This window comes from Vibrio sp. M260112 (assembly GCF_036533775.1).
Classification (GTDB): domain Bacteria; phylum Pseudomonadota; class Gammaproteobacteria; order Enterobacterales; family Vibrionaceae; genus Vibrio.
The window spans coordinates 24,446-50,035 of the sequence record NZ_JATABH010000001.1 but is presented as its reverse complement, the minus strand read 5'-3'; the positions used below and the strand labels follow the sequence as shown (position 1 = coordinate 50,035).

Here is a 25,590-nt window from a genome sequence, read left to right as displayed (position 1 = left end):
TCCTATTTGAAGCAGGTTGCCTTGTTAAAATGGCTCTCTACCAATCTTTGAGTGATAGGGTGTTCTGGGTAAGAGAGTACCTGATGAGTCTCTCCACTTTCTACCACTTCACCTTCGTGCATCACCATCACTTTATCGGTAATGTGTTTTACTACGCCGATATGCTGCGATACATAGATGAAGGAAACGCCCATTTCCTCCTGCAATTCCAAAAACAGGTTAATGATTTGAGAACGCATTGCCATGTCGAGACCGTTTAGGGCTTCATCCGCGACTATAATGGATGGCTGCAATATCAGCGCTCGCGCAAGACAAACACGCTGCTTTTGACCAGTCGCAAGCATCTGCGGATAGAAGTACGCGTGTTCAGGTAACAGGCCGACACGCAGTAACGTCTCTTTGACACGTTTGATTCGCGCTTCAGGAGGCATGCTGGTATTTCGTTTCAAAGGCCCTTCCAGAATGCGACCAATTTGAATGCGCGGGTTTAATGAGGTATTTGGGTCTTGGAAAATCATTCGAATCAGTTTACAGCGTGTCGAGTAATCTTCATGTTCTAAGCGTTCACCATTGACTCTTATTTCGCCCGATGTCGGTTCGACTACGCCAGATAGCATACGTGCTAAGGTCGATTTCCCTGAGCCATTCTGTCCGATAAAGCCAATGGTTTGCCCTGCCTCAAGACTAAAGCTGACAGGTTTCACCGCCTCGTGAACTTTTTTACGAAAGAGTCCGGCTCGAGTGACAAAGGTTTTTGATAAGTCGGTGACTTCTAATAGGGCACTCATGCTTTTTTCTTCTCCATGTTGAGCGGGAAGTGGCAGGCAAACTTGTGATTCTTGATTCTTCGAGTCATAGGTATTTCTACACATTGGCGCTGAGCATACGGGCAACGCGGACCAAGTCGGCATCCGATTGGCAAGTGCTGCAATGGAGGAATGGTTCCTGGCAACGATTGCAGCTTCTCTTTGTGTGGGATCCAATCACTAAAGTCAGGCATCGCTTTAAGTAGCGCAACGGTATAAGGGTGCTTCGGCTTGCTAAGTATCTTTTTGGTATCGGCTGATTCTACTGACTGACCACAGTACATAACAGTGATTCGATTTGCCCACTGAGTAATAGTGGTTAAGTCGTGACCAATCAATAGGATAGAGGTATTGTGAATCTGGTTCATTCGACTCAACAGACGCAAAATTTGCGACTGAGTAATCGGATCCAAATCGTTCGTTGGCTCATCGGCGATCAGCAGTTTTGGCTTGGCAGCAATTGCCATTGCAATCATGATCTTCTGGCATTCACCGTCGGTCAGCTCATATGGGTAGCTGCGCATGATCTGTTGGTGATTCTTAATCCCCACTTTATGCAGCAAAGCGGTCGCCTGTTTTTTACGCCATTTAAAGCGTTGCCACCATTTTCCTTCAAATGAACGAGAAGGAATCGCTTCAATCAACTGTTTTCCTACCTCTTCTGATGGATCTAGGCAGGTTGATGGCTCTTGGAAAATCATCGCGATGTCACGTGCGATGACCCGGCGACGTTCTTTTGGAGTGAGTTGCAACAAGTCCACGTTGCCGAGACGCATTCGGTCCGCGGTCACTTTCCAGTTGTCTTTACAGACACCGACAATCGCTTTTGCGACCAAGCTTTTACCTGAACCTGATTCACCTACCAAACCACGAATCTCGCCCTCATTAATGGTTAGGCTCATTCGGTCTACGGCTTTCATCATGCCTTGTGGTGTTTCGATCTCAATAGTGAGGTGGCGGATATCTAACAACGGCATTACTCGATCCCCGCATTTAGCGCTTGGCGAACACCTTCACCAACGAGGTTAATCACAATTACAGTAAACATGATGGCTAGACCAGGAAGTGTCACCGTCCAAGGTGCCAAGTAGATCAACTCGACAGAGTCACCCAATACCGCACCCCACTCGGTGCTGGGGGCTTGTGCACCCAGACCCAAGAATCCAAGCGCAGTGATATCTAAAATAGCAATAGACCATGCCAAGGTTACTTCACTGGCGACCACAACAAGTACGTTAGGTAAGATCGAGTTCCAGAGCAGATAGAAGTCGTTCGCGCCGTCTAACCTTGCCGCCATGATGTAATCTTTTTCGACTTCTGTGTGGACGGCAATATAGACGGATCGAATAAAGCGTGGGATCAGGGCTAAACAGATCGCAAGTAAGATATTGAATTCGCCAAAACCAAGAAATGCGACGAAGATGATCGCAAGCAGCAGCGACGGAATGGACATCACGGTATCGAGTAGATGGTTTAACGTACTTGATAACAAACCCTTCGTCATACCCGCGAGAACGCCGATAACACAACCTACAACAGTGGCGATAATCGTGACAAGGAATGCGGCACCAAAGGTGAATCTTGACCCTTCAATCAAGCGAGACAATATGTCACGCCCTAGGTCGTCTGTACCAAGGAAATATTCAACAGTCCCCGCTGGATTCCATGAAGGTGGGATCAAAAGCTCACCAGTTTGAGCTTGTGGGTCATGAGGCGTGATCCAAGGTGATAACAGAGTGATGACAATGATGAATAATAGGCACCACAGTCCGAACATCGCTAAATTGTTAGCGCGGAAGCTACGCCAGAATCGCTCGAATTGGGTTGGGATATGTTCTTCTTGATAGACGTTATCGGTTAGCATACCACTCTTTCCTTACTAGCGGGTTGATCATAGCGCCAATCAAATCCGACAAGATGTTTGCGGTTAGCACGAAGGTAGCAACAACAATCACCCCTGCTTGAATAGAGACATAGTCTTGTTGAGAAAGTGCATCAAGAAGCCAGCGACCGATGCCAGGCCAGTTAAAAATCGATTCAGTGATGATCGCCAGAGTGAGCATACTAGACAGCTGAACACCAATCTTTGGAATGATCGGTGGGATAGCGTTGCGCAGTACATGTTGAGTGACAATCTCGTGGGTCGAGAGACCTTTTATGCGCGCAGCACGAATGTAGTTTTGGCTCATCACTTCAGCTACCGATGTTCGCATCAAGCCAATTACCTGTGTTGTTGGGGCCAGTGCTAGGACTAAACAAGGTAAAATGAGATGCTCAATGACACTTTGCAATGCGTGAGCACGATAAGCTCCATTAGCAAAGAAAGCATCGATGATGGCAAACCCTGTGACATGATCGATCTGATAGAGCAGATCGTAACGACCCGCAACAGGGAAGATTTCAAAATGTAGGGAAAACACCATGATCATCAGTAGAGCAATCCAGAATAGCGGAGCCGAATAACCTGACATTGAAGTAAACGAGATTGCCGTATCGATCCACTTACCTTGTTTCATACCCGCCAGAGTACCGATGGGAATACCAATAAACAGAGAGATAGAAAAGGCAATCAAACACAGTTCTAACGTTGCGGGGAAGACGGTTTTCAACTCATCAACGATGGCCACGCCGGTTTTACTGACGCCGAAATTAAGTTGCATTAACTCGCCGAGGTAGGTTAGCCAACCACTCCAAAAATCTTGTAGCGCCCACGCTGAGTTGGGCTCTAGGCGTAAGATGCTAAAGCCAACCATGGTCAAGATCAGCAGAGTAATGATAAACAGGTTGAGTCGTCGAACAGCATAGAGCAGCATTAGCGAACCCTCTCGACGGTATCAAATGGCTGAGCGTTAAACGGACTCACTTTAAATCCTTTCAATGAACTATCGTGCGCTTGCAACTGCATTCCATGGTTGAGTGGAATGACAGGAAATTCTTCATTCAAAATATTTTGCGCTTGTTTATACAGATTCTTTCGGTAACGAAGTTTGTCGACTTCAAGCGCTAGGTCGAGTAAGAAATCGAAGTCTGGGTTACACCAACTGGATACATTAAGACCCACTCGATCTGAATCACACGACAGCAGCGGTCGTAAAAAATTGTCAGGGTCGCCAGTATTCGCAATCCAACCCGTTAAGTACAGGTCAATATTGGCGTTGCTATCCACATCACTACGACTGTAGCGGTCGTTGGTTAGCAGGTTGAGTTTTATGCCAACATCGGCGAAGTTTGCTTGGATTAATTCGGCCGTTTTTCTAGGGCTAGGGTTGTAAGCACGTGGCTCTAGAGGCACTGACATTGTCAGCTCTAACCCTTTGCTGTATCCCGCTTCTCGTAGCAACGCGATGGCGTAATTACGGTCGTAACGAATCTGGATAGTGTCTTTCTGATATGCCCAAGACGAGGGAGGTAAGACAGAATAAGCCTGACTGCCAGTGCCATAGTAGACTGAATCGAGAATGTTCTGTCTGTTTATCGCGTAATTCAGAGCTTTGCGTATGCGAGCATCATTCAACGCTGGGTGCGAGGTGTTTACAGCAACGAAAGAGATATTCATTGCAGGTTTTGCTGTCAGCTTAACGTCGTCACTCTGTTCAATAATCGGTAACTGGCTTGAGAGCGGTGAATTGAGCACATCACACTCTTTGCGTAACAGTTTCGCCAACGTTCCTGTCCCACGCTGTGAAATATCGAATACCACTTGATCCATCTTTGGCTGTGATTTCCAATAGCCTTGGTGTTTCTTCAAGCGGATCAAATCGTTAACCTGATATTCAGCCAAATAGAAGGGGCCAGTACCAACGGGATGAGAGTCGATCATGCCTTTATCATCACGCAGCTGTAACTGACTAGCATACTCTTTTGAAAGAATAACGGCATGGCTAGTGGCGATGTTAGACAGAAAACTATTGTCGGGGCGGCTAAGAGTAAACTTGACGCGGTACTCGGAAAGGGCAGTCACATCAATCACAAGGTTATTGAAGTCGATACCACTAAACCAAGGGTACAGGCCGCTGCCCACATAATGAAATGGGCTGGTGCTATCTATGATTCGATGGAAGCTGAAGACAACGTCATCGGCATTCATGGTGCGTGAGGGCGTAAACCAAGCGGTCGTTTGAAACTGTACGCCTTTACGTAAGTCAAAGGTGTACTCAGTCCCTTGTTTGTTTACTTGCCAAGCAGTAGCGAGACTTGCAACGGGCTGGTAATTATCATTATCTAAGGTCAACAGAGTGTTATAGATCTGGGGACTCAAGGTCTCAGAGGTAATACCGCTGTCTACCAACTGCGGGTTGAATGTTGCTGGGCTGCCTTGACCACAATAAACAAAACCGTTTTGACGAATTTTGCTATGATCAATTTCTTCACCGCAGCCAGCTAAGAGGCTGAGGCTAAATAACCCTAATGTAAACTGTATGAATGCTTTCATAGAAAGAACAATTGTCTGGGACAAAGCATAATGGAACTGATCATTATGCCTTAAGATCCTAATAATTTACCACTAAATACAATCAGTAACCAAAGCAAAAGTACAGTTTTGCAAGGTTAATTGAGGTTTGTTAGGTCGTACTTACGAACCATCCCTCTCAATTGATGGTAGCTCAGCCCGAGCATTTCTGCGGCTTTCCGTTGATTGAACTGACTCTGTTTCAATGCTTCAGTCAGAATGAGCTGATCTTGCTGCTCTTGCCACAGCTTGTAGTCGAGCGGAAACGTGAACGTGTGAGCCGGAGAGATATCGTCATCTTGCACACTAGAATCTGTTGTTTGCCAGCCAGATTGAAAAGGGTCGAAGACAAGGGTGTCGATCGGATCTTGTTGTTGACCATGCTGGTATACGGCTCGTTCAATGACATTTTTCAGTTCACGAACATTACCTGGCCAATGGTACTGGAGAAGGCTTTTCTCTGCTTGGGCGGAAAAGCCAACAAAGTACTCATAGCCCAATTCACGGCACATCTTAATCGCATAATATTCTGCCAGCAGTAAGATATCTTCTTGCCTTTCTCGCAGAGGAGGCAAATGAATGACATCAAACGCGAGTCTGTCGAGCAAGTCAGCACGAAAATCACCACTCTCTGCCATTTGAGGAAGGTTAGCATTGGTTGCACAAACTAAACGCACATTGGCGTTAAGCAACTGATGTCCCCCTACACGTTCATACTGCCCATACTCAATAACACGCAAGAGTTTTTCCTGCACCAGTAGTGGAGCGGTGGCAAGTTCATCAAGAAATAGTGTTCCATTTTCTGCACGTTCAAATCGCCCTTTATGTCTGCCTTTTGAACCAGTAAATGAGCCCTGTTCATGACCAAATAGCTCTGAATCGATGAGACCTTCGCTAAGCGTCGAACAGTTGAGTGAGATAAGTGGCTGATCCCAACGTTTAGACAAATAATGTAGGCGCTGCGCAATCAGCTCTTTACCCGTACCTCGCTCGCCAATAATTAATACTGGTCGTTCTATGGCGGCCAGCTTCGAGACTTTGTCGAGTACCGATAGAAAAGCAGGGGATTCCCCGATGAGATTTTGCTGCATGCTGCGACTCCGTGGCGAAATTTACCAATAGTTGGTTAAATTCAGCATACATCGATATGGTATGTATTGGTATGTTTTTATAAATAACTGATTTGTAATGTTTATTTTTTTGGCATGTAATTTGTTATATAGAACTAGAACCAAGGTATTTTGTTGAGCCGATGAAGATCGGTTCTCGCTAACTGTAATAAGGAGCCTAGCTATGGGTATTTTCTCTCGATTCGCAGACATCGTAAATTCAAACATCAGTGCTCTATTGGATAAAGCTGAAGATCCAGAAAAGATGATTCGCCTTATCATTCAGGAAATGGAAGATACGCTAGTTGAAGTGCGTACCAATTCAGCGAAAGCGATTGCTGATAAGAAAGAATTGGCGCGCAAAGTTGAGTCTATTGAAGACACAATCAATGAGTGGCAGCAAAAAGCAACGCTTGCGCTAACCAAGCAGCGTGAAGATTTAGCGAGAGCGGCTCTGATTGAAAAACAGAAGCTGCAAGACCTTCTTAAAGGTCTTCACACTGAACAGACATTAGTGGAAGAGACGATTGATAAGCTGACTGGCGAAATCGGCAAACTCGAAACTAAAATTACCGAAACTCGCGCTAAGCAGCAGGCGTTAGCGATTCGCAGCCAAACGGCTTCAAATCGTCGCGATGTGCAAAAGCATCTTCACACGGCGCGTACCAGTGAAGCAATGGCCAAGTTTGAACAGTACTCGCGCAAGATCGATGAGATGGAAGCCGAAGCGGATCTCTATGCTAAAACGGGCAATGCCAAATCCTTGGATCAAGAGTTTGCTGAGTTGCAAGCCGAAGACGAAATTGAGAAAGAGCTACAAAAACTCAAACAGCAGATGGAAGAGAAAAAGTAATTCTCGGTTTGTTTTGTTAATTTAAATAGGCAGATAGTCTGGTTTGTTCCAACAATCTGCCTTTACTAAGGAGTTATTGTATGTCGTCATTTCTTATTGCTGGGCCATTGATTGTTTTTCTGATTTTTGTTGCACCTTTATGGTTATTTCTTCATTACCGCAGCAAGAAGAATGCAAGCACAGGGTTGTCGAGTGAAGACCTTCAGCGTCTAGAGCAACTCTCCGATAAAGCAGAAAAAATGCACAAACGGGTCGAAACGCTAGAACGCATTTTAGATGCAGAATCTCCAACTTGGAGGCGTCGTTATGAGTAGCAAAGAACTATATCGTGATACGGTAAATGGCAAAATTACAGGGGTATGTGCGGGTCTCGCCAACTATTTTTCGTTGGAAGTTTGGTTGGTACGTATTCTGGTCATTTCTGCGGCGCTGCTTGGTGGGAGTTTTTTAGTTTTGCTCGCCTATGTCGCGATGACATTAATGATAGAAAAGCAGCCAGCGAACTATGTTGAGACAATAAAGGCTCAGCAGGAGCATAAGTTAAAAAACAAACCATGGCAGCAAGGGCAAACGCCGGATTCTTTGCTTAATACCATTGATAAGGATTTGTCTCAGCTCGAAACACAAATCCGTGACATTGAAGCGTATGTCACTTCAGATGCCTTTAAAGTCGATAGAGAGTTTAAGGCTTTATAGCTCTATTGTTCAAAAGTGCGACTCCATACTCATATCAAGGCAAATTATTAATTTTCATAATAATTTACCTCAAGTGCTGTGGAAGTCGCGTTATCATTCATCTATCTTTGTAACTAATAGCTACAAACGGATGATTGACTCATGCATAAATCTTTGTTGTTGCTTGCCATAACCTCTGCACTAAGCGGTTGTGGTAAAGAACTCCCTCCTGTCCCTGAACCACAATCCAGACCTGCTAAATTATTTACTGTTTCTGTCGGCAATGCCCAATTTGAACGTGATTTTCCTGCCACGTCAGAAGCCGGTGATAAAGCAGTGCTGGCGTTTAGAGTGCCCGGTCAAATGCAATCCATCGATGTCCTAGCGGGGCAGATGGTGAAAAAAGGGGATGTACTGGCATCACTCAATCCAGATGAGTACACATTACTCGCCAAGCAGGCCGAAGCCCAGTTTCGTTTAGCGGATGTTCAATATCAGCGTTATAAAAAGCTGCGTGAAGATAAAGTCGTTTCAGAGCAAGACTTTGATCAAGCCAAAGCTAACCATAATTCTGCTAAAGCGACGCTAGAGCAGGCCCGTGCGAATCTCAGATACACCAAGCTGGTTGCACCTTATGATGGCACTATCTCGCTTATTGCTGCGGAAAATTATGAGTATATGGCTGCTAAACAGGGTGTAATGAATGTTCAGACCAATCAGCTAATGAAGGTGATTTTCCAATTACCCGATCACTTGCTCAATAAGTTTGCTAGTGGGGTAAATTTAATCGCAACCATGACCTTCGATGCCTTCCCCAATAATCAATATGATTTAGTGTTTCAGGAAGTGGATACCGAAGCTGACAGCAAAACGGGATCATATAAAGTCACTATGGTGATGGAACGGCCTGAGGATGTGGGTATTCTGCCAGGTATGGCAGGTTCAGTGCACGTTGCTGTTGAATCCACCGGCGCCACTCAAATACCTCAATCCGCGTTAATGGAGCAAGACGGAAAAACGTATGTTTGGCGTGTTGACTCCCAAGGTATCGTTTCTCAAGCCCATGTCGAGCTAAACGACAAACTTCAGGTGCAAAGTGGCCTCAGTGAAGGTGACCAAATTATTGTGTCTGGTGTCAGTGGTATTGAGGCGGGTATCAAAGTCCGCGAATGGATTAAAGAGCGAGGGTTGTAAGATGAAACAGTGGTTATGTCTCGGTCCTCTCGCATCTTTAGTCATGTTGGCTGGATGTGGTGGTGAACTGCAGTATGTTGATTTTGGTACACCTAAAGTGAAAGTCGTTGATCTGTCTAGTCAGTCTGTTGTTGAGGATAGACTCTACTTTCCAGCGGTCGCAAATGCGGCTGAGCGTTCACATCTCAGTTTTCGTGTCGCGGGTGAAATTAGTCGGCTCTATGTTAAAGAAGGTGACCAATTAAAACAGGGTGACTTAATTGCAGAGTTAGACCCAACGGATTACCAACTTGCAGTCGACAATGCTTCGGCGCGTTATAGTGTAGTGGATAGTCAATACAAGCGTTCTAAACCGTTAGTTGATAAGGGCTTGTTAGCTAAGTCGCAGTTCGATGAAATAGCGGCAAATCGTCAAATCGCTTACGCAGAACTCGAACTTGCTAAACTACGCTTGTCCTTTACCAAGCTTCATGCTCCGGTGGATGGCATCATCTCTCGTGTCAATGCCGATCAGTTTGAAAACATTCAAGTTGGGCAGCAAGTGGTCAACATCCATAGTGTCGACAGTGTTGAAGTGCTGATTCAGTTGCCTGACCGTCTTTATACAAATCAGCCGAATCAGGCTACCTTGTCAAAAATTCAGGCGGTCGTAAAAGTACCGAGTGGTAATCAATATTCAGCTCAGATCAAAGAGTTCACCACTGAGCCAGATCCTGCCACTGGCACCTTCACGGTGACATTATCAATGCCAATGCCGGAAAAGGAGTACATTCTTGATGGTATGCCTGTGGAAGTGACATCGAAAGGTGAGAATGTCGGTCTAAAGCTCAACCTCGGGGTTCAAATTCCAATTGAAGCCATTTTCAATGGGGATGGCGATGATCTGGATAAAGAGAACAAATATGTATGGCGCTTAAATTCGGATAGCACAGTGGCCAAGCAGCAAGTGATTGTAGGCAAGGCTAGTAAGGATCTAATCCAGATCTTAGATGGCTTAAGCCAAGATCAAACCGTGGTGGTTGCGGGTCTGTCGAGATTGAGAGAAGGAATGCAAGTTCAAGTGATTAAACAGGAGGCAGGCAATGAGTGAAGTGAATAATAACTTGCCTCAGGATGATGACAAGATTACCGGCATAGCGGCGTACTTTATTCGCAACCGTGTTATCAGTTGGATGATATCACTGATATTTCTGATTGGTGGTACAGCGGCATTTTTTGGATTGGGGCAGCTAGAAGATCCCGCTTTTACTATCAAAGATGCCATGGTTGTCACCTCATATCCGGGCGCGACACCTCAGCAAGTTGAAGAAGAAGTGACTTATCCGATAGAGAAAGCCATTCAGCAACTCACCTACGTCGATGAAGTCAATTCTATATCGAGCCGAGGGTTGTCGCAGATCACCGTGACAATGAAAAACAACTATGGCCCTGATGATTTGCCTCAGATTTGGGATGAACTGCGCCGTAAAGTGAATGACTTGAAAGGGCAGTTACCACCGGGCGTCAATGCTCCGCAAGTCATCGATGATTTTGGAGACGTTTATGGCATTTTGCTGGCCGTAACGGGAGATGGATATAGTTATAAAGAGCTGCTCGATTATGTCGACTATCTAAGACGAGACTTGGAACTTATCGATGGCGTGAGCAAGATTTCCGTTTCAGGACAGCAACAAGAGCAGGTGTTCATCGAAATCTCGATGAAACGAATGAGCAGTCTTGGTTTGTCTCCTAATACGGTGTTCAACTTACTCGCGACGCAAAACGTTGTATCAGATGCCGGTGCGATCAGAATTGGTGATGAGTACATTCGTATTCATCCGACTGGTGAGTTCCAGAATGTGGATCAATTGGGCGATTTGATTCTGACCGAAAGTGGCGCTCAAGGTTTGATTTACTTGAAAGACGTCGCGGATATCAAACGTGGTTATGTCGAAGTACCAAGTAATATTATTACCTTTAACGGTAAGTTGGCGCTGAACCTTGGGGTCTCTTTTGCTCAAGGGGTGAATGTAGTTGAAGTTGGTAAGCGTTTCGACCGCCGCTTAGCGGAGCTAAAATATCAGCAGCCTGTGGGTGTCGATATTGCAGAGATATACAGTCAGCCAAAAGAAGTCGACAAATCGGTGAGTGGATTTGTTGTGAGTCTTGGTCAAGCGGTGGCGATTGTAATTATCGTACTGCTTTTCTTCATGGGGTTGCGCTCAGGTCTGTTGATCGGATTGATTCTGTTATTGACGGTACTTGGCACCTTTATCTTCATGAAGTATTTCGCGATTGATTTGCAAAGGATTTCTCTTGGTGCACTGGTTATCGCTTTGGGTATGCTGGTGGACAATGCCATTGTGGTGGTCGAAGGGATATTGATAGGAACCCAGAAAGGTCGAACGAGGTTGCAAGCGGCAACCGACATTGTGACTCAGACTAAGTGGCCACTACTAGGGGCTACGGTTATTGCTGTGACGGCTTTCGCACCAATCGGTTTATCTGAAGATGCAACAGGTGAATACTGTGGCACTTTGTTTACCGTACTGTTGATATCGTTGATGCTAAGCTGGTTTACCGCAATCTCATTAACACCATTCTTTGCTGATATCTTCTTTAAGGGACAAAAGTTCAAGCAAGAAGGTGAAGAGAGCGATCCATACAACGGCATGATCTTTGTTATGTACAAAGGCTTCCTTGAGTTCTGTATGAAGCGAGCATGGCTGACCGTTGGGGTTCTAATACTTGGTCTGGCAGCGAGCATCGCAGGATTTACTCAAGTTAAGCAATCATTCTTCCCATCGTCGACGACGCCAATTTTCCAAACCGATGTTTGGTTACCTGAAGGGACAGATATTCGAGCGACTAACACCAAGCTAAAAGCGTTAGAGTCATGGTTATCGAGCCAAGATGGCGTTGAGCACGTTACGACGACTGCAGGTAAAGGCTTACAGCGCTTTATGCTGACCTACGCGCCGGAAAAGAGTTACGCAGGCTATGGTGAGATTACAACTAGGGTCGCCAGCTATGAGCAGTTAGCAAATTTGATGACGCAATTTAGGCAGCACCTTGAAGACAACTTCCCAGAAATTAACTACAAGCTGAAACAAATTGAGTTAGGTCCTGGTGGTGGTGCAAAAATTGAAGCAAGAATCATTGGCTCTGACCCGACCGTATTACGTGGTATTGCGCAGCAAGTTTCGGACATCATGCATGCAGACCCAGGTGCGACGAACATTCGTCATGACTGGCGTGAGCGTACTAAGGTACTTGAACCTCAGTTTAACGAAAGTCAGGCGCGACGTTACGGCATCACTAAATCAGACGTGGATGAATTCCTCGCAATGTCGTTCTCGGGTAAATCGATAGGTGTCTACCGAGACGGAACAACGCTAATGCCGATCGTGGCACGTTTACCTGAAGATGAGCGTGTCGATATCCGTAACATTGAAGGAATGAAGATATGGAGTCCTGCACTCGGTGAGTACATTCCATTACAACAAGTCACTATGGGTTACGACTTACGCTGGGAAGACCCGATTATTGTGCGTAAGAATCGTAAACGTATGCTGACGGTAATGGCCGACCCTGACATACTTGGTGAAGAGACAGCCGCGACGTTGCAGAAACGTCTAATGCCGCAGATAGAAGCTATTGAATTGCCACCAGGTTATTCGTTGGAATGGGGCGGTGAATACGAGTCTTCTGGTGAAGCACAGGCATCTTTGTTCACTACCATGCCAATGGGTTACCTGTTCATGTTCTTGGTCACTGTGTTCCTATTTAACTCGGTCAAAGAACCACTGATAGTGTGGTTGACTGTACCGTTAGCCATTATTGGGGTAACCACGGGCTTACTGGCACTTAATACTCCGTTTGGCTTTATGGCCTTGCTGGGTTTCCTCAGTTTGTCCGGTATGTTGCTGAAAAACGGTATCGTCTTGCTTGACCAAATTGAGATAGAGATGCATTCGGGTAAAGATCCATACGTTGCGGTCGTAGATGCGGCACTTAGCCGTGTGCGACCTGTATGTATGGCGGCGATTACCACGATATTGGGTATGATTCCTCTTTTACCTGATATCTTCTTTAAGCCGATGGCGGTGACGATTATGTTTGGTTTAGGGTTTGCAACGGTACTGACACTTATTGTCGTACCAGTGTTGTATCGTCTATTCCACAAAGTCAAAGTGCCAAACTAACGGGTTGAATACAAAAGCGCCCCTGACTCTGTTGGGGGCGTTTGTTTTTTTAGGGAGAAAAGGAATGAGCAAGGAGACAACCTGTGCATGGGCGATGAACCATGAACTTGAGCGTAATTATCATGACGCTGAGTGGGGAGTGCCTGTTTACGACGACACCGTGTTATTTGAGTTCATCACTTTAGAAGGGGCGCAAGCCGGGCTAAGTTGGATTACTATTTTGAAAAAAAGAGCAGGCTACCGTGCAGCTTTTGAAAACTACCATCTAGAAACCCTCGCTCAATATGATGAATCGGAAGTAGAACGCATCATTGAGAATTTTGATGTGGTTAAACATCGTGGCAAGATCACCTCGGTATTCGGTAATGCCCGTGCCGCATTGGCCCTAAAGGAAGAGTATGGCAGCCTTTCTGATGCATTGTGGCAGTTTGTTGATGGACAGCCCATCGTCAATCACTGGACCGAGATGAGTGATGTGCCTGTCTCTACTGAACAGTCAAAAGCGATGAGCAAATTTCTCAAGAAAAAGGGGTTTAAGTTTGTTGGTGAGACGATCTGCTATGCCTTTATGCAGGCGGTAGGCATGGTGGATGATCATCTGATTAATTGCCCTAAAAAAGTACGTTAATTAAGGCTGCAGCAACTATTCTGCCTATAGAGTCCTGATATGCGTTTTTGGTCGAGATCCAACTTTAAAGCTTCGAATCACTTTAACTACAGAGGTACACCATTTTGCTCAGTGGTGTACCTTTTTGTATGGTTCGGAAACAGTGTGAATTCAGTAATTCCCTCTTGTGATATCAATGCGCTCAGTTTTGGTTGCCTTTTACCTCGTAGAAAACGCATAAATTTTGTTTTGTCGATTATGGTGAGTGACCTAACGATGCGTATAGGAAAGCTCTTGGGACTATTGTCTTTGATGCAGCAATGGGGGGGGAGGTAGCTGATGGTGTTGTCAATAAAGAGCCATTTCTTTTGATAGGTTATGCCAAGCTTAAATGATTCCTACGGACAGTCTTATATCTTAATTAGGTTCAATGTGTTAGTGATCTCAATAGCATTATATCTATCTATTGAAGGTGGTGATCATCACTCATGCTGAGTTCCCTTGTACTACTGTGCAGCAATAAGCTGCACCACATATTCTTTCTTAGCGGGAGCATATTGTTGCTCACGATAGCCTCATTCGGCTTGTGTTCACGGGGAGTTAGCGCCAATGAATTGCCTTTAGGGCCATTAGCGACTCAAGATATTGAAGAAGAGCAGCGACAACGTCTTAAACAACTTGAAGAAAGTACTAATGCGCTTCAAGAACTGACTCCTGCTCCCACGCTTCCTGACTCTCAGCCAATAGAAGACACGCAATGTATTGATATTGCTGAGATACAATTTTCTGGAAATACTCAGTACAGCAATCAAACATTGGCCGAGATATCTGGCTTTCAGCCTGGATGTATTGGCCTGAATACGATTAATGGCTATCTTCGCAATATCTCTAATCACTATATTGAAGCGGGTTTTGTAACGTCACGTGCATTTATGACACCACAAGACCTTTCTTCTGGGGTGTTATTGATTGTGATTGTCGAAGGGAAGGTAGAAAAGGCTCTCTTCAATGGGAAGGACGCTGACTTTTTAGTTATGGCACTTCCGGGTATCTCTGGTGGGTTATTAAACTTGAGGGATATTGAGCAAGGGCTTGACCAAGTTAATCGGCTATCACGATACAACGCGCAAATAAAGTTATTGCCTTCGACGCAGCAAGGCTACTCAATTGTTGATATTCAAACAGTGGAAAACCATCTTGTTTCCCTTGGCTCTGGTTTTAGCAATAGTGGACAAAAATCGACAGGCGAAGAGCAACTTTCTGTCAGTTTAACCGGTGAAAACTTTTTTAAGTTGCTGGACCAGTGGAGCCTCCGTGCAACCAAAAGTGCGGCAATGATTAACTCGAAGGATTCCGAAAGCTTATACTTAGGCGTTGATATCCCTGTTGGTTACTGGAACTTTGGCTATCGCACCTCTTACAGCAACTACTTCACGACGTTTAACAATCAGGGTTTCACGTTTGATTCGTCAGGGAAAACCAACAGTCATGACATCGAGCTTAAATGGCTTTTCTATCGTGATGAAGTGAGTAAATCGGCGCTAAAAGCGGCCATCAGCCATCGCCGAGAAAAGAACTATATTCTCGGCAACTTACTCGAAGCTGGTTCTCGAAATTTGTCTTCCGCCTCCCTTGCTTGGGAACACAGTACTCGTTTAGGTGGGGGCTTTATGAACTTATCCCCAAAACTATCACTAGGCACGGATTGGTTTGGCGGCGAAAAAACGCAATCGCAGGACGATTCTCTTCCGACCGCCCAATTTGTCAAAGGCTCAATAACGGGAAGTTATACCTATCCAATCACCCCAGCGCTGTCACTGTCCAGCACCCTATTTGGTCAGTGGAGCAACGATACCTTGTATGGCAGTGAGCGGCTGAGTATTGGTGGTGAATATTCCGTCCGAGGCTTTAAAGGAACCTCTATTTCAGGGGATGAAGGGTATTACTGGCGAAATGACCTTAATTACCGTTTAGGGCAATTTTCTTATATTGGACTCGTTTCTACTCAGTTGGCCCTTGATACTGGCACTATTGTGGAAGACAGCCAAGATGCTTTTGAGCGTGGCTCGCTCTTTGGTAGCAGTTTGTCATTAAAAACTCAGGCTCAGTATGTCTCGAGTTCACTTACCTTTGGGTTTCCAATTGAAGCCCCTTCAAGACTTCATGTCGATGATTACGTGGTCTATTACCGCGTAGATGTCTCAATATAAATTTGGCAGGTAGATTATGGATAAGTGTGTAACCCAAGGCAGTGTGTGGCTGACATATACATTATGTGGTGTTCTAACCATTCATCCGGCTCTTGCCAATGTCGTGATTGATGGCAACTCGGCGAATACCAGCAAAACTCAGGCGGGTAACGGCGTTGAGGTGGTCAATATCGCCACCCCGAACAACAAAGGGCTGTCTCACAACAAATACCAAAAGTTCGATGTTGGCTCTCAAGGGCTAATTCTCAATAACTCGACCCAACAACTCAGTCAGTCTCAGCTTGGCGGGCTACTGCAAAATAACCCCAACCTCAAAGGCCGTGCTGCCGACGTAATTTTAAATGAAGTCACAGGGGCAAACCGCAGCCAGCTTGAAGGCTACACAGAAGTATTCGGCCAACAAGCCAATGTCATCCTCGCCAACCCATACGGTATTACCTGTGATGGCTGTGGGTTTATTAATACACCTCGAGTGACGTTATCGACAGGGGCACCTGAGTTAAACAACGGGCAGTTAACGGGGTTTGATGTTTCCAAAGGGAGCGTCGCCATTGAGGGGCTAGGTCTCGATGCCACCAACCAAACGTATTTTGATATCATTAGTCGCACCGCTGAAATCAACGCCAATATTCATGCCAATGACTTGTCTGTCATCACGGGCCATAACAAGGTCCGTTACCAGAGCAATCAAGTAACTGAAAAAACCTCAACATCGACGAGTAAGCCAGAACTCGCCATTGACTCGTCCGCTATTGGAGGAATGTACGCAGGGCGTATCTCTTTAGTTGCGACTGAAGATGGCGTAGGGGTAAACCTTGGCAATCTCGTTTCAAATGCGGGTGATATTGTGCTCACCGTAGACGGTAAAGTGCAGCTTGCCTCTGCTCAAAGTGCGAAAAACATCGACATTACGAGCAGCCAAGAGGTGGCGTTAACCAACCAGCAAGTGGCGCAAGGGCAGCTAAAGGTAAACGCCGATAACCTAGTATTGAGTCAAACAACAGTAACGGCTGGGGATGTCGTTGAACTAACCGTGAAAGAGAGCATCACGGCTCAAAACAGTCAGCTGTTCAGCGGCATAAAAAACAACAACCAAACCAATGCGAATGCTGAACTTAACATTAAAGCTGACCAAATTTCTCTACAAGACAGCAAAGTCGCCTCTCAAGGCGACGTATCAGGCCAGGTTACCTCATTATCACTGGACTCAAACAGTGAAATTACGGCGAGTGATATTGTACTCACAGACGTTGAAGCTATTGAAAATGATGGTGACATTCACGCTAGCGCTACGTTTGAAGTTGACGCACAGCAGCTAACTTTAGCCGGCTCTGGCACACTGACTTCAGACTCCATTCAGATAGATGTGAACTCTGCAAACCTTGATAGTCAGATTATTGCCAATACATTATCTGTGAAGGCGCAATCGACGTTAGACATTGGGCAAGAGGCCAACCTTCAATCGACGGGTAATACCATACTCAATGCTCAGAGTCTGACTCAAAAAGGCCAACTTACCAGCAATGGTACAATCACACTTGATGCGAATACGCTAAAGCATGAGGGCGAAACGAGTGCCAATCAAATTGCAGTCAACGCAGAGTCGTTAGAGCAAAGTGGTCAATTAATCGCTGAACAAGACATTTCAATTAGCGTTAAAAGTGCAACTTTATCGGGTAAGACCCAAGCTAAACAAGCCCTTGGAGTAACCGGTGAGACAATTAATGTTACGGGGACAGTGGAAGCAACAAAGCTCGATCTAGCCTCCACATCAAGCGTTAATATAGATTCTACAGCGCAAGTAAGTGCCATTGATCAGTTATCAATTGATACTAGTGATTTGTCGAACAAAGGCAGCACCCACTCGGGTGGTACGCTTTCTATCGATGCTACTAACTTTGAGCAGCAAGGGTTTCTAACCAGTGTCGGTGACCTGCAAATCAACACGACAAGTGTAGATATACAGCGCGATATCGAAACGCAGGGTAACCTCAACATAACGGCCTCATCTGTCACTAACAACGCTCAAGCGATTGTAGGGCAAGACTTAAATTTGTCTGCTCAAAGCTTATCTAATAGTGGCACTCTAACGGCTAGTGGTGATACTTCTATTTCCTTAACCAACAACTTTACTCATGGCTCGTCAGGGACGATTTCGGGGAAAAATGTCACCCTTTCTGCAGCCGACGTTGATAACTCAGGCACGCTTCAGGCGTTGGGCAGCCTTAATTTGACGGTGAGCTCATTGGTCAATAAAGGTGGGTTGGTTGCTCTTGCGGATTTAACCACAGTGGTAACAAATGGGATTAATAACCAAGGACTTATCTATGCGGGCAACAATGCCAACCTATACTCCAATACGCTGCACAATACATCAGATGTTGTGGTAGGTCATGATTTATTGATTGCCAAAAATGCAGCAAAACAGAAGAGTTCTAGCGTCACGAATAGCTCTGGCACTATCGAGTCATTGGGCGGTGATATTGGCATTTACACTAATACGCTTACCAATAAACGAACAGTACTAGATATTGCAAATACAGCAACTATTGATAAGAGAGCATATTTTACACCGGTGTTTATTGCCAATGGAACGGTGTATCAGCCGGAACATAGCTATACAATAGAGCGTTATTCAAATTCTGATGTTTATAATAACCGTACATACTACCATCACTCTATTGATAGCGGTGAAAACTTCACTACGACGGCACATAAAGAAGGACAATCATTAATCAGTTCTAGCTCTCTTGCTAAAATAACGGCGAAAAACAACGTTGTAGTTCACGCTTTAAATGTGTTGAATAACAGCAGCCAGATCGCGGGTAAAAATGTATCTATTGATGCAAATAGCTTAACAAACCAAGGTTATACGTTTTCAGAATACACTACATTTTATGATTATGAGTTGAGATTTACGGGTAGTCGATATAACTTAAGCTGGGGAGATTTTATTTTTGATCGAACTAACATCCGCAAAGTCAAAACAGGCTCTTCAGGCCAGCTTAATTCTTCTATCACTGCCAGCAACAATTTAACGCTTAACGTTGCTAACAAAGTCAATAACTCCACGCTTAAGGCGAACGCCACCGCTGTTTCGCCAACAAAATCAGCCTCTGAATTAAAGGCGACATCATCGGCATCGGTCACGGGTCCGACTATCACGTTTGCAAACATAAGTGATATTGCCTTTCCGGATTTCGTGTTCCCGACTTCGCCAAATGGGTTATTTATTCTCTCACCTGACCCGAAAGGTAAGTACCTTATTGAAACTAACCCGCTATTGACCAATATGGGCAATTTCTTAGGGTCCGATTATTTTATGAGTAGTGTCGGCTTCAACCCAGAGGCCGATGTTAAGTTCTTAGGTGATGCATTTTATGATTCACGCATCATTAGCCAAGCCATTTTTGAGCAAACAGGTCAACAGTACTTAAACGCTTCAGTAGGTAGCCAATTAGACCAAATGCAACAGCTGATGGATGCTGCAGCATCTCAGAAAGCATCACTCAACCTGACAGCGGGCATTGCACTTTCTTCTTCTCAAGTCGCAAGTTTGACTCAAGATATCCTTTGGTACGAAGAAATTGAAGTCAACGGCCAGAAAGTGCTAGCACCTAAACTTTATCTAGCGCAGGCAACCATCGATAACTTGAGCAGCGGCGCTCAAATTGCAGGTTCTAATGTCACTATTGATGCTGGCGATCTAACCAATAGCGGCCACTTGTCAGCAGATTCAAGTCTTAGTGTAAACAGCTCAAACAGCATCACCAATATTGGTGGCACTATTGCTAGTGGCGGAAATGTCTCGTTAACTGCGGAGAAAGATATCATCAACTTAAGTGGCGATATCAAAGGTTACGATGTCTCACTCGAAGCAACCAATGGCAGCATTATTAATGAGACCCGAGTGACAACCAACACAGCTTCTCTGGGCAACAACCGTGGCACGTTCACGGATGTCGGTCAGACTGCTGCCATTACCTCAACGGGTAACTTGGCTCTGAAAGCGGGTAAGAATATTGAAAACCATGCGGCAGACATTAAAGCTAATGGAGACGCCAGCTTAAATGCTGGGCAAGACATCATTGTTAGCTCAAAAGAAGAAACTCATGGCTACGACGTCACCGCGCGAGGATGGCGAGCAGGAGAAAGTGAAACTACTCAAATTGGCGCGAATGTTACAACGGGTGGAAACCTAACGATGAGTGCGGATCAAAATATTGCCGTCACTGCGAGCCAAGTGAAATCAAGCGAGAACCTTAGCTTGGCAGCGGGCAATGACATTACCGTTCAAACCGCGCTTAATAAACAATCAGATCATACCTATCGCTCAAATTATACTGAAATCAATCGTAGTGAGCAGCACCAAGGGTCGATGCTTGAGGGCAAGAATGTCTCTATGCAGGCTCAAAACGATATTACGTTATCAGGGAGTACGGTTTCAGCGGAGCAAACTGCAAATCTTAAAGCCAAGGGCGATGTCAACATTGTTGCCGTTAATGATAGCGAGTACCACTTTGATAAAACCGTTACAGAGAAGTCGTTCGGTCGAGGTGAAAGTAGGCTCAATGAGTCTTATCGGGAACAAGTCAAAGGTAGCGCCATCACTGCCGGAGAGGATATCACGGTTAAAGCGCAAAACTTAGCCTCTGCCATTACCGCCGGGGGTAACAGCGATATCAACATCATTGGCTCAACCCTTAACGCAGGTGGAGAAGTGGCATTATCTGCCGATGGTGATGTGACCATGGCTGCTCAAACTTACAAAGAATTTGAACGACATGAAACCATCAAGAAAGGCTTTGCCGGGCTAAGTGGCAGTAACCAAGGCAGCCTTGATGACGCCACTTTGCTTAACAGCAGCTACCTGATTAACTCGGGCAACACCACGGTTATCGCAGGCAAAGATATTGGTGTAATTGCCAGTGAAGTAGCCAGTGGTGGCAGCGTAAGCCTAGAAGCGGTCAATGATGTGCTTATTGCGGCCGGGGAAGTATTAAAGCAGAGTCAAGAGTGGGATGAGAAAACCAAGTTCCTAAGTGGCGGTAACCTGTTTGAGATGGAGAAAAAACGTGAGGGTCAGCAAAGCTCTACTGCTCAGTCGAGTGTGATTCAATCAGGCGGAAACCTCTCGGTCAATGGGGGTTCAGTGACCGTTATTGGTTCTGAGCTTCAAGCTGATAAGAATATAGACTTAACCGCCGATACAGGCGATGTCTCCATTCTTGCGGCGAAAGAAACCACCCAGACGTTCAGCAGTGAAGAAAAACTGTCAGTCAGTTTGGGGGATGGGTTTGATGGAGTAAATGTTGAAGACGGTCAAGTTAAGATATCGCTTGGTGAGGCGACCTACGATAAAGTCAAACAGCAAAGTGATTCACTAAACCATAAAGGGAGTGTGATTGCAGCAGGTGATAATCTGTCAATGGATGCTGAGTCGTCTATTTTGGTCGAGGGCTCTACTCTGGTCGCAGATAGCAACCAAGACCAATCAGGTGATTTAACGCTTGCCGCAAAAGAGAACGTGACCATTATCGAGGCGGTAGACACGCTCAGTGAACAACGTGAAGAAATTCATGGTAAAGCGGAAGCGAGCTTGGTTGTTCAGCACCAAGCTGTGGAGGTCGCAAAAGCGGCGCAAGCGCTCCAAAAATCAACGAAGAAACTTAAACAAGCTGAGCAAGACTATAAACAGTATAAGAAAGGTTTGGACTCTCTAGAGTCGACACTCAGCACCTTAGAACAAGAGTTCGCGGACAAAAAACCAGGCGTTACGTTTGAAGATATCGAAGAGCTCAATGACCTCATCAGCGAAGTGAAAAGCGATGAAGCGTGGTATGTCGCTGGCGTAGCGCTGGCTGCTGAAGATGTGGTGTCCAAAACCACCGGTCTTACCCAGCAAACGGCAGCCGCAGCGCAAAGCTCGGGCACCTACGGCTTCAATGCAGGCCTTCATTTAGATATTGAAGCAAGCCAAACCGAGTCTAGCTCTCAAACGACCACCTCAGTGGGGTCTGCGTTAAGTGGGCAAAATATCAAGATAAGCGCTGGTAATAACACGGGCAATCAACTGAATATCCAAGGCTCTGAGCTCGCGGCTAACGACACTCTGTCTCTCGCAGCCAATGAGGTGAATATCACCGCTTCTCAAGATACTCACAGCAGTAAGTCTGAAACTCAATCTGGTAAGATTGGCGCATCGATGACGGTGTATGGTGCCTCATCGGGCATTAACCTCAATGCAAGCGTCAACCGAAACCAAAGCACATCCGCGTCAACCACGCATAACAACAGTCAATTAAGCGCAGACAATATCCGTATTGCCTCTGCGCAAGACACCAACATTAAAGGGGCAACGGTTGATGCCGGAGAGAGCTTGACGCTAGACGTGGGTGGTGACTTGAATGTCGCTTCAGTACAAGACCGCTATAGTTCGAGTAATAAAGGTCAAGGTATTAGTGGTGGCTTATCTCTTGGCGGAGGAACGGTCTCTGATGGTACAGGCAATGTCCCTAAAGGCGTGATAAATGGTGTTGCGAATAATGCAGGTGATGTAACGGGCGGCAGTAGTGGCTTCAATGCATCTAATGGACGAACAAGCAGCAAGCAAACGGTTGTAACCAGCTTAACGTCAAATGGTAGCTTAGATATCAATGTTGGTGGCAACACAGATATTAAAGGGGCGATCATTGCAGCGCTGGATGAGGAAGGCAAAGACAGTGGCAAACTTAACTTAACCACAGATTCATTAACTTATGCTGACCTTTCTAATACTCGCTACAGTCAAGACCAAAGCTTAGGTCTTAACAGCAGTGTCGGTATCAATAATGGTGAGCTGGATTCAACCAATAACTCAACGTCCCTTCAATACAAAAACACATCTGGTTACGACAAGAGCAAGACGTTGGCAACCATCGGCCAAGGTAACTTAAACATTGGGGATTTAGAGTCTTCCGACGACACGTCTCGTCTCAACCGCGATATCGACAACACCGAAAAAGACCTGTTCAGCGTTGACCGCACTCAGGGGGATATTGATGTTACGGTTGATCACCGTTTACTGACCGAAGATGGCAGGAAGGCTATTGCGGAGGATGTTAAGCGGACAGAATTAGCAGGAAAGTCATTAGCAGATATCGCGCTTGAGGACTCTGTTAAGTTGGCGGATACCTTCGAACATATGGATGTGGTGCAGAAGGAGTTGGATGTACAACTGCTTATTGCTCAGAAGAAAGGTGATGCAGCGGTTAACATTAATAACCTTGATAATGCCACCGCTAAAAAGAAACAAGATGCCATCAATGACTATGCCAATGCTTACTCAGAAGTATTCGGTATATCCATCGAGAGTGCTTTGGTTATCGCGGTTAATAAGTCGATTGGCGGTGCTCACTATATGGGCGACAAAGGCAGCAACATTGTTCTCAATGATGCATCGATGAAAAATGCGCAAGACTATATGAACACCTTAGCGCATGAAGTTACTCATGGGTTGGAGAAGCAAGGCATCATCGGAGATAAAGGAGATCAAGGAGAAAACTACGCTGAGTTGGTCGGTAGCTACGCCGAAGGCAACTATGAGTTTGCACTGGATAATAGTGGTCTAGGCAAGGTTAATAAAGGTAATACTAACTCGCATATTGGGAATGATTCAAAAGCCGTTGTAAATGCGAGTGAGCAGTTTAAAACAGTACAGAAGTCAGGAACGCAAATTGATTATTATCTGACTCAGCCTGAGGCAAGAAGAAAAGCGGAGCTTACAGAATTTCTGTTAAATTGTACCGACTCCAGTTGCAGAAATACTGAGGAGTTTAAATCAAAACAGAAAGAACTTGTTGCTCTTAATAAGAAAGATGAAGAGCGAGACTTAGCTTACAAAAAAGCGTGTTATTCAGGTGGAGGAGAAGAGTGTAATAGTGAATCTGCAAAAGTTGTAGCCGCTCACGATACTTGGGATAAAGAAACAGCCGTAAAAGATAGCTCTCTTACTTCAGAATATATCGATATTACGTCTAAGAACGCTGAAGCAGAAGCTCGCCCTTGGGAATTAGCAGCAGGTAGTGCTCTGGCAGAAATGCCGACTGATGCGTTAATAGGTACTATTAGTGCAGTTCCTGAAATGGTAGATCTTGCAACAACAGCATCTGCCGCTATGCAAGGTGATGAAGGGGCGCAGCAACAACTTAAAACGATGTATGAATCAGCAGTTGAGACGATGTCTGATCCTAATGGTGCTGCTGACAAATATATTGCTGGTATTCAGGCTAAGGAAGCGAGTGGCGAGATTTCATCGTTTGAAGCTAAGAAACAGATATCTAAGTTCTATATATCTGTTGCAGCTGCTGCAACGGGTTCAGCACATGGGGTCGTTAAACTTGTAGATACTAGTTTAAATGCTATAGCGAAAGCGGGAGATTCTGTAATTGATATTGTTCAAAGCAAGCCTCATAAAACAAGTAGCGCTAACGATACTCAAAAAGCAAATATAGAGCGCGCGCCTGGCTCTACAGATTCTGAAGCAGGTTTAAACTCTCCATTAATTTCTTCAAACTCAATATTTGACGCAAAAGGAGTAGATCCGACCACTCCAGCAGTACAAGATGTGCGAACTGATCTATACAAAGAGTACAAAGCAGCAGGAGTGTCTGATGAACTTGCAAAAAGTTTAGCTGATGGGAATATTAAATCTGGCTCTACAATTCCTACGAAAAGAACGGCCAAGCAAGGAGAAACTCTGTTTAAATTTGTTCCATCGGGTAATGCACCGGGGCGTTCGTCGTATTATTTTACTAGAACTGAGTATGAATATTTCAAGTCGAACCCTGACAAGCTAGCTCAAGAAGCAGGCTTACCATATAAGAACTTTGTTGGTAATTATGATGTGTATGCGATTGAGCCAAAACCTGATGTAAATCCAGTAGTATTTGAAAGCAAGGTAGCGGAAGTTCGAGAGGGCGCATATAGAGCACAAGGTGGAGCCAATCAAACATTAGTTCCGAACCTAAAAAACTGGGAGACACCGAAAAAAGTAGATGGCCTAAAGGTATATGGAAATGATTAAAAAGAATAAAGAGTTAACTCAAGAGCAAGTAATAGCGCTAAAAGAAAGTGCAAAAAAGCTACAGATAGCACTAAAAAGCTCTAAAGATCCTGTTGCTCATGAACTTTTAACGGGAAAGCTTGGGGATATCATAGAACAAGCCCTTTCTAGTGATAGTGCGACCTTGATTGAACATGTTCCACATTTTGAAAAAATGACTAGGGATTACCTTCCTGATGTAGAAGAGGAGTACTTTGAGTTTTACAGCTTAGCCAAATATGGAAAGCCAGCCTTTGAAAAGTGAGTGGGAAAATGAACAAGTATCACGAAGAAGTGCCTTTTGATTATTCCACTGATCCGAAATCCTCAGACAATGAGTTTTTCGGGTCTGGTTGGAGTGTTAAGCGAGATGGGACTAAATACTATTTTTGCTATATCTCAGGGCAGCTCCAAGGGGCT

At 45.1% G+C, this 25,590-nt stretch carries 16 protein-coding genes; 10 read left to right on the top strand and 6 right to left on the bottom strand.

Annotation, left to right across the window (positions count from 1 at the left end):
• Positions 1-2: 2 nt before the first annotated feature.
• From QTN95_RS00200 to pspF, 6 genes are all read right to left on the bottom strand, one after another.
• The gene (locus tag QTN95_RS00200) at positions 3-788 is read right to left on the bottom strand and encodes a peptide ABC transporter ATP-binding protein (RefSeq protein ID WP_138970320.1); all 786 of its coding nucleotides are present in this window, start codon (positions 786-788) and stop codon (positions 3-5) included.
• The gene (locus QTN95_RS00195; protein ID WP_331415889.1) at positions 785-1,783 is read right to left on the bottom strand and encodes a peptide ABC transporter ATP-binding protein; all 999 of its coding nucleotides are present in this window, start codon (positions 1,781-1,783) and stop codon (positions 785-787) included. Before QTN95_RS00195 ends, QTN95_RS00200 begins: the two co-directional genes overlap by 4 nt.
• Positions 1,783-2,670 carry a putrescine export ABC transporter permease SapC gene (gene sapC, locus QTN95_RS00190; RefSeq protein ID WP_138970322.1) on the bottom strand — a complete coding sequence of 296 codons (888 nt, stop codon included), beginning with the start codon at positions 2,668-2,670 and terminating at the stop codon, positions 1,783-1,785. The genes QTN95_RS00195 and sapC overlap by 1 nt, the downstream gene beginning before the upstream one ends.
• Positions 2,657-3,619, bottom strand: coding sequence for an ABC transporter permease (locus tag QTN95_RS00185; protein WP_138970323.1), 963 nt, complete (start codon positions 3,617-3,619; stop codon positions 2,657-2,659). The genes sapC and QTN95_RS00185 overlap by 14 nt, the downstream gene beginning before the upstream one ends.
• A complete protein-coding gene (gene sapA, locus QTN95_RS00180) occupies positions 3,619-5,238 on the bottom strand; it encodes an ABC transporter substrate-binding protein SapA (protein ID WP_331415888.1) in 1,620 nt (539 codons plus the stop codon). Before sapA ends, QTN95_RS00185 begins: the two co-directional genes overlap by 1 nt.
• Before the next feature lie 116 nt (positions 5,239-5,354).
• A complete protein-coding gene (pspF, locus tag QTN95_RS00175) occupies positions 5,355-6,347 on the bottom strand; it encodes a phage shock protein operon transcriptional activator (protein WP_138970325.1) in 993 nt (330 codons plus the stop codon).
• A 202-nt stretch (positions 6,348-6,549) separates the two neighbouring features.
• Here pspF and pspA point away from each other — a divergent pair, with 202 nt between their 5' ends.
• From pspA to QTN95_RS00125, 10 genes are all read left to right on the top strand, one after another.
• Positions 6,550-7,218 carry a phage shock protein PspA gene (pspA, locus tag QTN95_RS00170; RefSeq protein ID WP_138970326.1) on the top strand — a complete coding sequence of 223 codons (669 nt, stop codon included), beginning with the start codon at positions 6,550-6,552 and terminating at the stop codon, positions 7,216-7,218.
• 80 nt (positions 7,219-7,298) lie between these two features.
• Positions 7,299-7,532 carry an envelope stress response membrane protein PspB gene (gene pspB / locus QTN95_RS00165; protein WP_138970327.1) on the top strand — a complete coding sequence of 78 codons (234 nt, stop codon included), beginning with the start codon at positions 7,299-7,301 and terminating at the stop codon, positions 7,530-7,532.
• Complete coding sequence (gene pspC, locus QTN95_RS00160; RefSeq protein ID WP_171052107.1) at positions 7,495-7,914, top strand: envelope stress response membrane protein PspC; 420 nt, start codon at positions 7,495-7,497, stop codon at positions 7,912-7,914. The genes pspB and pspC overlap by 38 nt, the downstream gene beginning before the upstream one ends.
• 141 nt (positions 7,915-8,055) lie before the next feature.
• A complete protein-coding gene (locus QTN95_RS00155; RefSeq protein ID WP_331415887.1) occupies positions 8,056-9,087 on the top strand; it encodes an efflux RND transporter periplasmic adaptor subunit in 1,032 nt (343 codons plus the stop codon).
• Between the two features lies 1 nt (position 9,088).
• Positions 9,089-10,177: an efflux RND transporter periplasmic adaptor subunit gene (locus tag QTN95_RS00150; protein WP_331415886.1), complete on the top strand. Its 1,089-nt coding sequence runs from the start codon at positions 9,089-9,091 to the stop codon at positions 10,175-10,177.
• A complete protein-coding gene (locus QTN95_RS00145) occupies positions 10,170-13,271 on the top strand; it encodes an efflux RND transporter permease subunit (RefSeq protein WP_331415885.1) in 3,102 nt (1,033 codons plus the stop codon). Before QTN95_RS00150 ends, QTN95_RS00145 begins: the two co-directional genes overlap by 8 nt.
• A 64-nt stretch (positions 13,272-13,335) precedes the next feature.
• On the top strand, positions 13,336-13,899 hold the full coding sequence (locus tag QTN95_RS00140) for a DNA-3-methyladenine glycosylase I (protein WP_331415884.1): 564 nt from the start codon (positions 13,336-13,338) through the stop codon (positions 13,897-13,899).
• A 539-nt stretch (positions 13,900-14,438) separates the two neighbouring features.
• On the top strand, positions 14,439-16,088 hold the full coding sequence (locus tag QTN95_RS00135; RefSeq protein ID WP_331415883.1) for a ShlB/FhaC/HecB family hemolysin secretion/activation protein: 1,650 nt from the start codon (positions 14,439-14,441) through the stop codon (positions 16,086-16,088).
• 16 nt (positions 16,089-16,104) lie between these two features.
• Entirely contained in the window at positions 16,105-25,152 is a 9,048-nt protein-coding gene (locus QTN95_RS00130) for a two-partner secretion domain-containing protein (RefSeq protein WP_331415882.1), read from the top strand.
• Positions 25,145-25,435: a hypothetical protein gene (locus QTN95_RS00125; RefSeq protein WP_331415881.1), complete on the top strand. Its 291-nt coding sequence runs from the start codon at positions 25,145-25,147 to the stop codon at positions 25,433-25,435. Before QTN95_RS00130 ends, QTN95_RS00125 begins: the two co-directional genes overlap by 8 nt.
• Positions 25,436-25,590 lie beyond the last annotated feature (155 nt).